Below are 14317 nucleotides of genomic sequence, written 5' to 3'. Positions count from 1 at the left end.
TGCACACTAAAAAATTAAAAACACCAACTGATGCAACACTAACTTCGCATCAGTTGATCATTAGTTTTTAAACTTCTTTCAGTTTCACATTACAGCTTGCTAAAGAGATGGGATATTGCCTTTCTTTACATAGGCGTTGGGCATAACTTTCAATCTCAGGTTCAGCGACTAAAGCAGAGAAATTAAAGTTTCTTCGCCCTCTTTTCCAGTCTTCAAGATACCCTAGTGCACTCAATTTCTCGGTGATATCATCGGCGACTTTAAGAGCAGATGAAGCCTTAACTATTTCACAGCGAGCGTAATGTGTACCAACGAAGGAAACACCTGCGAGACGTAAATCTGCATCATCGCCTGGGATTTGTTGTGCACCATAAAGCGGTTTAGCACCAATAATCGCTGATTTTGCAAACTCAGGAATAAAGCGACCAACATGATTGATAGCACTTTGACTTCTTAAGGTTACTTCCTCTGCAGGCCAACCTTTATCAATTTTATCGGTAAAAGTTGGATCCAATTTAGGTTGGGCACTATTCTCTGAATTTTTTACTAAGCCGTTATCAAACAAGGTAATGCTTTCAGTCATACCATGCAATTGGAAATAACCATCAGGATAAGGCGTAAATTGTGCCATTCCCTCAGGGGTACCTCTATCACCAAAAAAGATCACTTCAGGCCATATCGTAGAACAACCTGGCCACTGTGTTACATAGGCGACTTTAAATTCAACTAAACGTTTACGTTCAAAGCCCAACATATCATCAATTAACCCACTTCTAAAACCAGCGGCATTAATTAAATAATCAAATTCTTCACTGTGTTGCTTTTCACCATTTTCGTAATTAACTTTCCAACGCTCCTGCGTTGACTCAACATCAGTGACTTTACTATTGGTTAAAACTGAGCAGTTAGACATTTTTTGCAGTGTTAATTCTGCACTTGTCGCTAGTCTAAATAAGTTTAAGCCATACTCTTGAATTAAAATAACTGGAAATTTAAGCTGGTCGAGGTCAACATGATGCGCTACAGGGATCAGCCACTCAGTTAGAGTACTTGGTGAATCTACTATAGGTTGATGTTTTAACGCTTCAAGGTCTTCACGTTCAAATAGTTTAAAATAATGTTCAGGTTTACTTAATACTTCATTCTGCGCATCATTAGCAATTAATTGCTGATATTCCGCACGAAGTTTTTCTAAACGTGGTAAAAGATCAAGTGGCTCACCTTTATCATGTTTAGGCACAGCAACAAGTGTAGGTCGATAATCGACAGCATTTGGGTATAAGCGTAATAATTCAATTGATTCATGTAAAAGCGTTATACATTGAGCTTCTGATATCTCACGGTATAAGTTACCGCCAGCATGCAAATGACAAATAGGCGGACCATTCACTAAGGATGGCCCCTTTTCTATTAGCGTCACATCAAGACCTAGTTCACCAAGGCACAAAGCAACAGTAGCACCCGCAATGCCACCTCCAATGATGGCAATACGTGCTTTTTCTTTTGTTAATTGAATATCATCTTTCATTGACGATTAGTCCACCAAATCATATTGGTTGGTTACAGAAAAGGTAGCAAGAATATCAGCGAAGTCATCAAAAACTACGTCAGGGTTATGTTCACCAATATCTTCACCATAGTTATAACCATAGGTTAGGCCAATGCTCTGCATTTTCGCCGCATTTGCCGCTAGAATATCATTTTTAGAATCCCCTACCATCACACATTGCTCAGGTGTTACTGATAATTTTTCACAGGCATGTAATAAAGGTAATGGTGAAGGTTTGCGCTCAGGCAAGCTATCGCCCCCTAGGCATAATTCAAACAGTCCTGTTAGTTCAAGCCCAACAAGAATAGGTTCAATAAAGTCAAAGGGTTTATTAGTAACAATGACTAATCGGTACCCCTGTGCTTTAAGCACTTTTAATGTTGAGCGAACCATTAGGATAAGTAACGGTATCAACACAAAGATTGTTCGCATAAAAGGTAAGAAATATATCCAATGCTTTTTCAAACAAAGCTGGATCTAAATCTTCATCATAATCAGCCTTACCCGATAAACCACGTTTAACAATAACTTGAGCACCATTACCAACCCATGAACGTATTAAATCATCACTAAAGGTTTCTCGCCCTAATGTCGTTAACATGTGATTGATTGCCAGCGCTAAATCAGGTGCACTATCAATTAATGTTCCATCGAGATCAAATAAAATGGCTTGTTTGTTATTAAATTTCAAATTGTTACCTTTAGCGTTTAATTAAGTATGGCAGGTATTATTATCTTACCTAAATTAATTATCTTTTTCTAGAAAACAAAGTGCCCATAACTCATTGATATAAGTAAAGACTTGAAAATATAAATCACACTGTTTTTGTAAGGAATCAAAAGTTTGTAGCAAAGCTTTACAATTCTTCTGATAATAAAGGGAAATAAGCTTGTTCGATTGATCAGGAGTGAAGGCGTTAATACAACAGCAAAAGGCCAAATCGTAGGCGAGACAGGCAATCACCGCATATTCCCAATCTAAGGCATAAAGCTGTTTATCACTTCCTATCAGGACATTATTAAGGGATAAGTCACCATGACACAGGGTATCCATTGGGCAAGATTGATCCAATTGTTCAGCAAGCGCTAGCATTTTTTCAAATACAGCGTTATCAACCGTCCCCTTTAACTGTTTATGAAGTCTAAGTAACTCCAAGGCCAATCGTTGTTTAGGAGCGTACAATGTAGGTAATTGATGAATACGTGAGAGTTGATTAATCAAACATTCAAATAAATTATCAGCATCCTTAGAGATTAACTCCCCTTCTATAAATTGCTGTAATTTATATTTTTCATTATGCGCTAGCACATCAGGAGTCAAATGATGCTGACTCGCTAGCTCTTGTACTAAGAATTCAGCTTGACGATCCTCATTGCTTCGCGCATTTTGATTAAGACGTTTGAAAATATAATGTGTTGCATCACTATTAGTTATCAAAAACACTTCATTAGTTAAGGCATTATTAAACTTTTCAGTGTTAACTATATTACTAACGCCTTGCTTCTTTAACCAACAAAGCTCTGCCTTTAACAACAAGTTATCTCACCCATTTTTAATTAAACTTTATTCACCAATCCATGGTGAAACACGATTTACATCAAAGGGTAATAGTTCACTTCCCTCGGTTTCCATTAAAATTTTATTAGAAACTAAAATATCGCCATTATCAGCAAGCGTAAAACCCTTCTGTAGTGCAATTTCTGTGGCTAGAGGAGAATCCACTTTAAAACGCAAACCATTATAATTAGGCAAGAAATACTTTCCTATCATACCTGCATTTTTGCGTAACACGCCTTCGAGCTCTGTACTAATGGTGGTTAATCGTTGGAAGGACAGTTTTGATAATTCTGATTCTTTAGCCGTCAACCTTACCTGCAAGGCACAGGCGACATTATCGACTGTTTTAACTTCTATCATCGCGCCATCTTTTCGGTGGTTCGTCGGAATAAAAGGTAAAAGCTTTCCTTGTTTTTCAAAGTCGATTGCTTCTCTTTTTTGATCAACAACCATTTCAGCCTGATCAATTAAACAAGCGTCACCTGAAGATTCTTCAACTAAATAAAAACCTGTAGTGACATGCTGATAATCTAATTTGTACATGGTTTTCATATAACCAAAGAACAATGAATAGTTTAATTTGAGAGTAGAAGCCAATAAATTTTGGCTAAATATTAATGTTAAAAATAATATTAAAATACGCATTTTAAGCCTCAAACCCAGCATCATGTTTATCATCATCATTCGAACCATTATTGGAATCATCGTTATCTGAATCGTCATCTTTTTTGACAATTTCCGTGGCAACCACACCCACCCCACAAATTTGACGATACACTATGCCCATCACATTAAAGTAAAAAGGAACGAATAAAAATAAGCCTAACCCAGAGGGTAAAATTGAAATAACAGCAAGTAAGGTTAAGAAAACAAATAATAAAGTAAACTGTAGTAAGTTTTTGTTTATCAGTTTAAAAGACAGCTTAATACTTAAGGCTGGGGTGAATTTCTTTTCTGCAATTAAAGGGTAAACCATACTAAAAACAACATTAAAATAAATCATCACAATATAAGATAAGTTTTGACCAATATTACCTAATACCTCCGTCAATGCGACATTTGAAGCAAGAATAATGATATTCATGATCAAACTTGCCAAGGCAAGCTTTAAAATAATATTAAAATAAATAAACAAATCAATAGAACGACTTTTCAACCCAACAGCATGATTAATGCCCATCATATGTAAACCTGTGACTAAAGGCGTCACCACAAATGAGCTGAAAATCAAATTAACAATCAGTTGTTTAGTTTCACTAAGGCCAAGAAAGGCTTCAAAATTGAGTGTAAAAATAACGGATACAATCGCAACAGTAAAAATACAAGCGATAATTAAAGGCATGTAATTAGAGCGAGTAATAGCAAAGGCATCTTTAAATATTTTTTTGAAGTCTAGCGTATATCCCTCGGTTAATGACTTTTTTAAGTCACCACCAAGAACAAAATGAGTTTTATTCATAGTTTTACATAGGGCCCTAATGTTAAAAGTCCTATATTGTAACGATTTTTGATCTTTATACCAAAGGAATTAAGCTGATGATTTAGTTGCCAATAAATTTTTCACTAACTGTGGCACCATATCCGTCGCTTTACCCTGCTGAACGTCATTAAAATGGCTTTGAATATCACTGGCTTCTAAGGTTTACTTCAATAGTGTAAGCACCAACACTTTTAGCTTCTTCGACAAACCCAGTCGCCGGATAAACAGTACCTGAAGTACCAATAGCAATAAAAAGATCTGCCTGCGCAAGATGGTGATAAATGATGTCTAGACCTAAAGGCATTTCACCAAACCAAACAATATGCGGACGCAAGTTTTCAGGAAACTGACAACAATGACAAAAATCCTCAGAGGTTAAATCATCCATCCAGGTAACCACCTGATTTGAATGAGGACAACGCGCTTTTAGCAACTCTCCATGCATATGAATAACATTTTTTGATCCAGCTTGTTCATGTAAATCATCTATGTTTTGTGTTACTAATAAAAATTCGCCATCAAAGTTTTTTTCAAGTTCAGCCAAAGCGTAATGAGCCGCATTAGGCTCAATGTCATCTGCACAAAAATCACGACGACGTTTATTATAAAAATCGAGCACTAAGGAAGGGTTTTTCTTATACCCCTCCAATGTGGCGACATCTTCTAGACGATATTTTTCCCATAAACCATTTTTATCTCTAAAGGTACTAATTCCAGATTCGGCAGAAACCCCCGCTCCGGTTAGAACAACGATTTTTTTAAATTGATTGATAGGCAAATGATTCCCCTTTAAGGTGTTGTAAAACACCATTAATTGTACGGAAATACATAAATAATAATGCGCGATAGTTCATAAAAAAATGCATAAAAAAAGTCGCAATGCGACTTTTTTAACAATTTATAAACTTAATTTAAGGTCTACCCTTTTTGCGGCGTTGTGGGTAAATTTTCTTCCACTAACTCTTTGAGCTTTTGCCCAGCTCTGAAGGTTACCACTCGTCGCGGCCGCGATAGGAATATCTTCACCTGTTTTAGGGTTACGTCCCGGACGTTCGCTTTTATCTTTCAGTTCAAAGCCCCCGAAACCAGAGATTTTAACAGGCTCTCCACTTGCAAGAGTTGCTTTAATCTCTTCAAAAAAGGACTCGACAAACTCCTTTGCGTCGCGTTTGCTAAGACCTACTTCTTCTGATAAATGTGCCGCTACTTCAGCTTTAGTTAGTGCCATAAATTATTCTCTCAACGATGCATTAAACTCCGTAGAAACCGCTTCAACAATGTGGTTTACACTGTCAGCAATCTCTTGCTCTTCTAAAGTGCGAGTCGTATCTTGCAGAATTAAACCTATTGCTAAGCTCTTACTTCCCTCAATCACGCCTTGCCCTTCATATACATCGAATAAGTTTAAACCAACTAATTGAGAACCGCCAATTTTTTCTATAAATTTTAAGACCTTACCCGCATCTACTGTCTTATCCATCACAAAAGCAAGATCACGGTGATTAGCTGGGAACTTAGAAATATCTCCAGCTTCAGGTAATTGACGTTTAGTAATCGCTTCTAACTCAATTTCAAAGACAAAAGGTGTGCCTTTAATTGCAAAGGGTTTAACATGATTTGGATGCAAGGCACCAATGTAACCAATGTTTTTACCATCACGATAAATAGCGAGCAGATTGGCCTGGGTGTAATGCAGGGTGTTTTTCCGTTTTAAATTCGAAGCTAACCCCGTCAACACAGAGCTCAAGCACACTTTCTAGATCAGCTTTAATATCAAAAAAGTCCACTTGGCGTGACTCAATTGACCAGTGTTGTTCATTTAAATTACCAATAATAACACCTGATAACATTGGCTGTTGGTTGATACCATTCTCTGCATTTTCGTCTTTAATAAAACGCAAACCTGTTTCAAATAAACGTACACGAGCTTGTTGACGCTTTTGATTTTTTGATAGGCTATCTAATAAACCTGTCCATAAACTGACACGCATCGCTGACATTTCTTTAGAGATCGGATGAGGTAGAATAAGTGCATCTGCTTCAGGGTGTAATTTCAACTGTAAGTCAGGATCAACAAAGCTATAAGTAATAGCTTCATTAAATTCACGATTAACTAAAACATCACGAATTTTAGATAACTTCAATGAAGCTTCAGTATGTTTTGGCATTGTTAATGCAGCTTTGTGGCGCAACATTAGGAATATTGTTATAACCATAAACACGTGCAACTTCTTCAATCAAATCTTCTTCGATTTCCATATCAAAACGATAAGTTGGTGCAACAACCGTCCAAATACCTTCAGAAGCAATCACTTCACAGCCTAACTGAGTTAAAATTTCTGTTACACGTGCATCTTCAATTGAATAACCAATTAAACGATCTAATTTAAGACGAGTTAATGTGATAGTTGCTTGTTTAGGTAAGTTAGCTTCACTGACCGCTTCTGTAACAGGTCCAACTTGACCACCACAAATATCAACAAGAAGCTGTGTAGCACGCTCCATGGCTTTTGCTTGTAAAACCGGATCAACACCACGTTCGTAACGATGAGACGCATCTGTGTGCAAGCCATAGCTTCGTGCACGACCAGCAATCGCTAATGGTGCGAAAAAGGCACTTTCTAAGAAAATATCAGTGGTTCCAGCTTGTACACCTGAATCTTGTCCACCAAAGATACCCGCCATCGCTAATGCTTTAGATTGATCGGCAATCACTAAAGTATCACTATTTAACTTAACTTCTTTGCCATCAAGTAGCGTTAGTTCTTCGTTTTGTTCAGCAAGACGAACTTCGATAGCACCATCTAATTTTTGCAAATCAAAGGCATGCATAGGATGACCGAATTCAAGTAGTACGTATTGTGTAATATCAACAACCGCATCAACGCCGCGTACACCACAACGACGTAATTTTTCTACCATCCATAATGGTGTTGCCACATCTTGATTGATGCCTTTGATAACACGCCCAAGGTAACGCGGGCAAGCCTCGCTTGCTTGTAAATTAATAGCAATTTGATCATCAATCGAAACGGCAACATTATTCCAAGTTGGTTCAGTTGCTGCTAAGCCATTCAACACACCAACTTCGCGTGCAAGGCCAGCAATGCCTAAACAATCTGCACGGTTAGCAGTTAAATCCACGTCGATGGTGACATCATTTAGGCCTAAATATTCACGAACACATTGCCCAATTGGCGCATCTAATGGTAATTCTAAAATACCATCGGCACTTTCAGCCATACCTAACTCAGATTCACTACACAACATACCAAAAGATGGTTGGCCACGTAGTTTCGCTTTTTTGATTTTAAAATCGCCTGGTAAGACTGCGCCAACTACCGCAACGGCTACTTTCAGTCCAAGACGACAGTTTTTGGCACCACAAACGATATCAATTAATTCATCTTCACCGATATTAATTTTTGTCACTTGTAGTTTATCGGCATCAGGGTGTTGGCCACATTCAACCACTTCACCTACCACTACTTTTGTAAACTCACCGGCAACAGGATTAACGTCGTCTACTTCAAGACCAGCCATTGTAATTTGATGTTGTAACGCTTCTGAACTAATTTCAGGGTTAACCCATTCGCGTAACCAAGCTTCACTAAATTTCATTATTTTTAAACCTTATTTGAATTGCTTGAGGAAACGTAGATCGTTTTCAAAGAAAGAACGTAAATCATTAACGCCATAACGCAGCATCGTTAAGCGCTCAATGCCCATACCAAAAGCAAAACCTGAATATTTTTCTGGATCAACGCCCATTGCTTTTAAAACAGAAGGATGAACCATGCCACAACCTAAAATCTCTAACCATCCGTTTTTACCTTTCACATCTACTTCTGCAGAAGGTTCTGTAAAAGGAAAATATGATGGACGGAAACGAATTTCTAAATCTTCTTCAAAAAAGTTGTGTAGGAAATCGTTAAGAATCCCTTTCAACTGTGCAAAACTAACTTTTTCACCAATCATCAAACCTTCCACTTGGTGGAACATTGGCGTATGAGTTTGATCGTAATCGTTACGGTAAACACGTCCAGGAGAAATAATACGCACCGGTGGATTTTGTTTTTCCATAGTACGAATTTGCACACCAGAGGTTTGTGTACGTAACACAAGATCAGGATTAAAGTAGAAAGTATCGTGATCGGCGCGCGCTGGATGATGAGGCGGAATATTAAGTGCATCAAAGTTATGGTAACCGTCTTCAACTTCAGGGCCATCTTTTACTTCAAAGCCTAGCTCGCTGAAAAACTCAACAATACGTTCTGTTGTACGAGTTACTGGGTGAATATTACCTAATTGAGCACCACGGCCAGGCAAGGTAACATCAACGGTTTCTTCAGCTAACTTAGCATTAAGCACTTCCATTTCAAACGCTTTCTTACGTGCGACTAACACTGCTTGAATGGCTTGTTTAGCTTTGTTGATCATTTGACCAGCGACTCGGTTTTTCTGCAGGAGGTAATTTACCTAAACCTTTCATCTGCTCAGTCATTAATCCTTTTTTACCTAAATACTGTAAACGGATCTCTTCTAGCTCATTGCCATCAACGGCATTTTCTATCTGTTGTTGCGCATTAGCAACGATTTCATCAAGGTGCAGCATTAGTTTCATCTCGAAATTACTTAAAAAATTGTGCGTAATTTTACGCAAATCAGAGGGATATGGCTAGTACTGTTGTAGAGGAATAAAGGAAAAGCGTAAAAAAGAGGCCTATTAATGCCTCTTCATAGAATTTTAAGGGGAATATTTAAAAAGCAGTCCATTTTTGTTCAATCAATAACGTATCTCCTTGGTAAATACGTCCAGTAAAAACATCGCCTTTTGTTACAACACCCACACCCTTTGGTGTACCTGTCATTAAAATATCGCCATCACGGAAACTCATAAAACTACTTACTTCATTAATAATGTCGTTTGGTTTATGAATCATTAAGCCATAATCAGCATGTTGGATAAGCTTATTATTTATCAATAGTTGCATTGATAAGCCAATCGGCTCACTGGAAAAATTGACAAATTGGCTAAAAACAGCAGATTGGTCGAAGGCTTTAGCGCGCTCCCAGGGCAAACCTTTACTCTTTAAAGTTGATTGTAAAGTTCGTTTGGTTAAATCTAGTCCAAAACCTACTGCACTAATTTGGTTATCCATGATCACAAATGAAATTTCTGCTTCATAGTGAATAGGTTCACCATTATTGCTAACCAATTGGGTATCGATAGCTGAATTTGGTTTGGTAAAAATAACAGGTTGGTCAGGCATTTCATTATTAAGCTCTTGAATATGCTCGACATAATTTCTGCCAATACAAACAACTTTGGAAGGAGCGTAGGGCTCACCTTCGATGAAAATTTGATTCATTTCTTGCCTTAAATTAATTTTGAAGTTAATAAATAGCGATAAACTCTAAAGCAATTAGAAACCCTCTATCAACGGCTTGAACACGAATTACCTCAGCATCAGCATTTAAAGCGGGAAAGTGTGAATCATGATCATCAAAGCGTACCGCAATTTGATCAAAGCGCTTTAAGCTATCATCCGTTAAATAAAGAGACATTCCTTCTGTATTTACATCTTTACACGCAACGACTTTATCACTGCCGTTATAGGTTATATGTACTTGAGATGTAAAACTTAAGCGTTTAAATATACGCCTTTCTTGTTGAGTTAATATCACAACGCCCCCTACCAATAATAGATCCTTAAATTAAGTTATCGGCAGGTAAGACAAATAATGAAGGATAATTATAAAATAGGCAATACTCGGTTACGCCCCAATCTTTTCGCTTCATATAAAAACTCATCGGCACGAGCAATCAAATTGATCAAGGAATCACTCTCTTGATATTCAACAACGCCAAAGGAAAGAGTAATATTATTGATAGTTTGCCCTGATCGTTTATCTTTTAAACTAATTTTTTCAATGGATCGACGAATACTTTCTGCCAAATGACGAGCAATGCGCGACTGACTTTTAGGAATTAAAATAGCAAACTCTTCTCCTCCGAAGCGGTATGCACTTGCACCATCTCGCATGCAATCATTTAATTTTCGGCCAACGGCTTTTAAAACCTGATCACCTAACAAATGCCCCCACTGATCATTAAAGGTTTTAAAATGATCAATATCCGCTAATATCAAACACAAACCTTTCTTATCAGAGGCTAAATAAGCTGAAAGTTCCGTATCAAAGGCATGACGATTGAGCAAACCAGTCAGTGAATCATAAAAGGCTTGTTTTTGAGTTTTTTCAAGTTGGTCCTTTAGAGACGCAATTTCTCCTTTTGCTTTTTCTAGGCTATTAGAAAAAAATGCTGTGGAGCGATGCATATTCTTTGAGTCTCCCTGAAGCTTTTTCAACAATACAATCACTTCCTCAACGGATAAACCTTCCTGTTCAACTTGATTAATATCATCAAAGGTTTGTTTAAAGGAGCGTTGAAATTCGTGAGTATCTTTATGAGTATCGATGAGTGACTTATCTAATTGAAGTAACATTTTATCAATGCCGTTTCTTAATTCCCATGTTTCTGACTCTGTCTTGTCGGCGACAAATTCACGATACAAGGATTCGGCTTGTATCGGTGGGCATGTTGCATTTTTTCTAATAATACATCTAATTTTTCATTTAATATGGGCAGTTCATTTGCAACATAGGTGTACCAAAGCGCATAATTTAACGGTGTTGTTGGAACTTTATATTTCATCATCAACGGCACCGCTTTTTTTAAGTTTTCCGCAGATTCAAGAAGCAAATTACTTTTCATTTTATTTCCCACATAAATGACAGATTTTTCATCTTCTTAGCATAGCTCTAATAAAATAGCTTTGTGAAATTATTTGATAAATTCTTTCAACTTCGTTGATCTCAACACAAATAGTTTCATTTACAAGCTTTGATAAAATCAGTAACCTGCTCCTCAAAGAGAGTGACGACAGAATTACAAGTCGAGGCTATAAATACTATTATATTTAAAATCAATGCATTAAACATTCAAAATATATAACACAATGAAGTTTCTTAGTTCAAAGCAAATGAATTTAGGAGTTGTTGAATAATTTAACTCAGAAATACGTTCAAATTTCATTATTGTATCGCTTCACTTATCTTCTTTTGATGCCACAGACACTCACAATAGAAAGATTATCAACATTATTTTTTAAGGAAACTCATGGATTTATCGACTTATTTACATGCGATGACGGCGCTGTTTGTTATTATTGATCCGATTGGCGCGACGCTGATCTTTAACTCTTTAACGGGACAAAGCGATAAGAAATACCGTTATGTAATGGCTACTAAAGCCATCATTATTAGTGGGTTAACGCTAGTTTTATTTGGCAACTACGGCGAAACTTTATTTTACCATTTAGGTATTAACATTAACTCTCTGCGTATTTCTGGTGGGTTATTACTGTTTTTCACAGCCTATCAAATGATCACCTCAGATATTAGTTTTAGTAACAAAGGCGAACAAAATGATATTTCTGTGTTCCCAATGTCTATTCCGCTATTAGCGGGACCTGGCACACTAACGCTAGCGGTATTATTATTTTCTAATACCGAAAATATGGCAGGCACGATTGCCGTTTCGGGTGCAATTATCAGCACATTAATTATTACTTTCGTTTTAATGATCGCTTCAAAACACCTGAGAAAGGTCATCGGAAAAACCGGAGATGAAATTTTAAAACGATTTTTAGGCGTCATTTTAGCCGCATTAGCAATTCAATTTATCTACGATGGCATTACTAACCTTATCGCATAAAAAACATTATTTTTGTACTTGATAAGCTAATTTTCGACTGATAGCTCGGGGTAATAGTTTAACAGCTAAAACCCCGATTTTATTTATTACACCAGGTACCACAATAGCCTTGTTTCTTTTCTTTAAAGCATAAGCGACTACTACTTTTTTATCCATCACACGTAATTTAAAAATGAGAGAGTCTGTCATGCCAGCTACCTCAGCAAATTCTGTTTTGGTAGCACCAGGGCATAGCGCACTTACAGCAATTTTTCCTTTTAATTCTTCATGTAGTGCCTCGGAAAAAGAAAGTACAAAGGCTTTAGAAGCATAATATATAGCAAGATTTGGCCCCGCTTGAAAAGCAGACTGTTGAAGCAACATTAATAATAAAACTGTCTTTCTTATTGTTTAAATGATCAATGGCATGATGCGTGAGTTCGGTTAACGCAACAATATTTACCTGTAACATCTGCTGTTGACGAACTGCCGACAAGTGGCAAAACTCCCCTCTTGCGCCAAAGCCTGCATTATTAATCAGGCCAATTAATTGAATGTGTTGTTTTTCTATTAAAGCCTGTATTTCACTTATCGCATTAACATCGTTTAAATCAACACTACATATCAAAAACTCCTGCTGAGGATATTTTTCTGATAATTGTGTTTTTAATAAGGCTAAATTATCAATTCGTCTCGCCACCAGCAATAAATTATAACCAAGTGCGCCGAGTTGCCATGAAAACTCTTCACCTAACCCTGCACTTGCGCCGGTCACTAATACCGTATTCTTCATATCCAACCTCTCATATCAAATCCCTTATCTCTGACTGCAAATTTTTCATTTCAAAATACGGGGTATTATTCTAATAAATTTAATTGTACTGCGTGATAATCATCTAATTTAGGTGCAAGCCCAACAGAAATGCCCATTAAGCGGATCGGTTTATCGGGCGATTTATGTAAAAGGTGATGTAACAAATTAGTAAACAAGGCGAGTGACCATTCCGAAGATTGACGCTCTGCATTCTTAATATTAAAGTCAGAAAACTTTATTTTTACACCGATTTTAGTAATTATTTTTTCATCTAATAGTTTTTTCAAGCGTCTATTTAATTCATCAAACAAAGGCACTAGCCTCTCTTGGCATTGTTCTTCACCTAAAATGTCATAACTAAAAGTATGTTCAACCGCCAGTGATTTACGCTCACGGTAGGGTTGCACTTCTCGATTATCAATACCACGACTATAATTTAACAGAGCCCCACCTAACTTACCAAACTCTAGTAATAGCTTTTCAGCAGAATATTGCCGCACATCAGCACAATTCAATAAGCCTTTTTCAGCCAATCGCTGTTGCGCAACTTTACCCACTCCAGGTATTTTTTTTAAGGGAAGCGTTTTAATAAATGCAGGAATTTTATCAGGTGTGATAACACAAATACCGTTAGGTTTATTTTCATCCGAAGCAATTTTCGCCAAGAACTTTACCGGTGCAACACCTGCTGACGCAGTGAGGTTTAACTCTTCAAAAATAGCGCGACGAATATCTTCTGCAATATAAGTTGCAGAACCCTGAAACAACTGACAATCGGTGACATCTAAGAATGCTTCATCTAAAGATAAAGGCTCAATAAGGTGTGTATAACGAGCATAGATTTCTTTAATCTGCTTAGAAATATCAACATAAACTTGCATACGTCCAGGGATAATCACTAATTCAGGACAAAGCTGTTTGGCTTTAAAACTTGGCATTGCAGAATGTACACCAAAGCTTCTAGCGAGGTAATTACAGGTAGAAAGTACGCTACGGCGATCAACCTTACCACCGATTGCCAAAGCCACATCTCTGTATTCAGGGTTATCTCTCATTTCTACTTGAGCATAGAAACAATCCATATCAATATGGATAATTTTGCGCATAGGAATGTTTGTTTCTTTCATTGCCAACACCTGTATATAAAGACAGTTTAT

At 37.1% G+C, this 14317-nt stretch carries 11 protein-coding genes and 5 pseudogenes; 1 reads left to right on the top strand and 15 read right to left on the bottom strand.

The window, feature by feature from the left end; translation table 11 throughout:
• Window positions 1-67 precede the first annotated feature (67 nt).
• The 12 genes and pseudogenes from ACLKMH_RS12315 to ACLKMH_RS12260 form a co-directional block, all read right to left on the bottom strand.
• Window positions 68-1528, bottom strand: coding sequence for an FAD-dependent oxidoreductase (locus ACLKMH_RS12315; RefSeq protein ID WP_413702191.1), 1461 nt, complete (start codon window positions 1526-1528; stop codon window positions 68-70).
• A 6-nt stretch (window positions 1529-1534) separates the two neighbouring features.
• A pseudogene (locus tag ACLKMH_RS12310) lies at window positions 1535-2240 on the bottom strand (phosphoglycolate phosphatase).
• 54 nt (window positions 2241-2294) lie between these two features.
• On the bottom strand, window positions 2295-3083 hold the full coding sequence (locus ACLKMH_RS12305; RefSeq protein ID WP_413702190.1) for a phosphotransferase: 789 nt from the start codon (window positions 3081-3083) through the stop codon (window positions 2295-2297).
• A 30-nt stretch (window positions 3084-3113) separates the two neighbouring features.
• Window positions 3114-3752, bottom strand: coding sequence for a DUF2987 domain-containing protein (locus ACLKMH_RS12300; RefSeq protein WP_413702189.1), 639 nt, complete (start codon window positions 3750-3752; stop codon window positions 3114-3116).
• 1 nt (window position 3753) lies between these two features.
• Entirely contained in the window at window positions 3754-4566 is an 813-nt protein-coding gene (locus tag ACLKMH_RS12295; RefSeq protein ID WP_413702188.1) for a hypothetical protein, read from the bottom strand.
• A gap of 166 nt (window positions 4567-4732) precedes the next feature.
• Complete coding sequence (gene cobB / locus ACLKMH_RS12290) at window positions 4733-5365, bottom strand: Sir2 family NAD+-dependent deacetylase (RefSeq protein WP_413702187.1); 633 nt, start codon at window positions 5363-5365, stop codon at window positions 4733-4735.
• Between the two features lie 140 nt (window positions 5366-5505).
• Window positions 5506-5815 (bottom strand): annotated as a pseudogene (locus tag ACLKMH_RS12285) (integration host factor subunit alpha).
• Window positions 5816-5818: 3 nt separating this feature from the next.
• Window positions 5819-8208, bottom strand: a pseudogene (pheT, locus tag ACLKMH_RS12280) (phenylalanine--tRNA ligase subunit beta).
• A 12-nt stretch (window positions 8209-8220) separates the two neighbouring features.
• A pseudogene (pheS, locus tag ACLKMH_RS12275) lies at window positions 8221-9202 on the bottom strand (phenylalanine--tRNA ligase subunit alpha).
• A 145-nt stretch (window positions 9203-9347) separates the two neighbouring features.
• Window positions 9348-9959 (bottom strand): fumarylacetoacetate hydrolase family protein, encoded by a 612-nt coding sequence (locus tag ACLKMH_RS12270; RefSeq protein WP_413702186.1) that lies wholly within the window; start codon window positions 9957-9959, stop codon window positions 9348-9350.
• A gap of 25 nt (window positions 9960-9984) precedes the next feature.
• The gene (locus ACLKMH_RS12265; protein WP_413702185.1) at window positions 9985-10275 is read right to left on the bottom strand and encodes a PilZ domain-containing protein; all 291 of its coding nucleotides are present in this window, start codon (window positions 10273-10275) and stop codon (window positions 9985-9987) included.
• A gap of 68 nt (window positions 10276-10343) precedes the next feature.
• Window positions 10344-11365, bottom strand: a pseudogene (locus tag ACLKMH_RS12260) (GGDEF domain-containing protein).
• Between the two features lie 405 nt (window positions 11366-11770).
• Between ACLKMH_RS12260 and ACLKMH_RS12255 the strand changes: the two are divergent.
• Entirely contained in the window at window positions 11771-12367 is a 597-nt protein-coding gene (locus ACLKMH_RS12255) for a MarC family protein (RefSeq protein ID WP_413702184.1), read from the top strand.
• A 6-nt stretch (window positions 12368-12373) separates the two neighbouring features.
• Here ACLKMH_RS12255 and ACLKMH_RS12250 read toward each other — a convergent pair whose 3' ends face one another.
• The 3 genes from ACLKMH_RS12250 to dinB all read right to left on the bottom strand — a co-directional run bounded on the left by ACLKMH_RS12250 (window position 12374) and on the right by dinB (window position 14266).
• Window positions 12374-12730: an SDR family NAD(P)-dependent oxidoreductase gene (locus ACLKMH_RS12250; protein WP_413702183.1), complete on the bottom strand. Its 357-nt coding sequence runs from the start codon at window positions 12728-12730 to the stop codon at window positions 12374-12376.
• On the bottom strand, window positions 12669-13139 hold the full coding sequence (locus tag ACLKMH_RS12245) for an SDR family NAD(P)-dependent oxidoreductase (RefSeq protein ID WP_413702182.1): 471 nt from the start codon (window positions 13137-13139) through the stop codon (window positions 12669-12671). The genes ACLKMH_RS12250 and ACLKMH_RS12245 overlap by 62 nt, the downstream gene beginning before the upstream one ends.
• Window positions 13140-13204: 65 nt before the next feature.
• Window positions 13205-14266, bottom strand: coding sequence for a DNA polymerase IV (dinB, locus tag ACLKMH_RS12240; RefSeq protein WP_413702330.1), 1062 nt, complete (start codon window positions 14264-14266; stop codon window positions 13205-13207).
• Between the last annotated feature and the right edge of the window lie 51 nt (window positions 14267-14317).

This window comes from Psychromonas sp. KJ10-10, assembly GCF_047323245.1.
GTDB lineage: Bacteria > Pseudomonadota > Gammaproteobacteria > Enterobacterales > Psychromonadaceae > Psychromonas.
The sequence above is the reverse complement of the archived record's forward strand: the minus strand, read 5'-3'. Positions and strand labels throughout refer to the sequence as shown.

What these genes read in the sequence shown, in the direction of transcription:
- ACLKMH_RS12300 (WP_413702189.1), bottom strand. Translation starts at nt 3,752, where the DNA reads ATGCGTATTTTAATATTATTTTTAACATTAATATTTAGCCAAAATTTA.
- ACLKMH_RS12255 (WP_413702184.1), top strand. Translation starts at nt 11,771, where the DNA reads ATGGATTTATCGACTTATTTACATGCGATGACGGCGCTGTTTGTTATT.
- ACLKMH_RS12315 (WP_413702191.1), bottom strand. Translation starts at nt 1,528, where the DNA reads ATGAAAGATGATATTCAATTAACAAAAGAAAAAGCACGTATTGCCATC.
- dinB (WP_413702330.1), bottom strand. Translation starts at nt 14,266, where the DNA reads ATGCGCAAAATTATCCATATTGATATGGATTGTTTCTATGCTCAAGTA.
- ACLKMH_RS12270 (WP_413702186.1), bottom strand. Translation starts at nt 9,959, where the DNA reads ATGAATCAAATTTTCATCGAAGGTGAGCCCTACGCTCCTTCCAAAGTT.
- ACLKMH_RS12250 (WP_413702183.1), bottom strand. Translation starts at nt 12,730, where the DNA reads ATGTTGCTTCAACAGTCTGCTTTTCAAGCGGGGCCAAATCTTGCTATA.
- ACLKMH_RS12295 (WP_413702188.1), bottom strand. Translation starts at nt 4,566, where the DNA reads ATGAATAAAACTCATTTTGTTCTTGGTGGTGACTTAAAAAAGTCATTA.
- ACLKMH_RS12245 (WP_413702182.1), bottom strand. Translation starts at nt 13,139, where the DNA reads ATGAAGAATACGGTATTAGTGACCGGCGCAAGTGCAGGGTTAGGTGAA.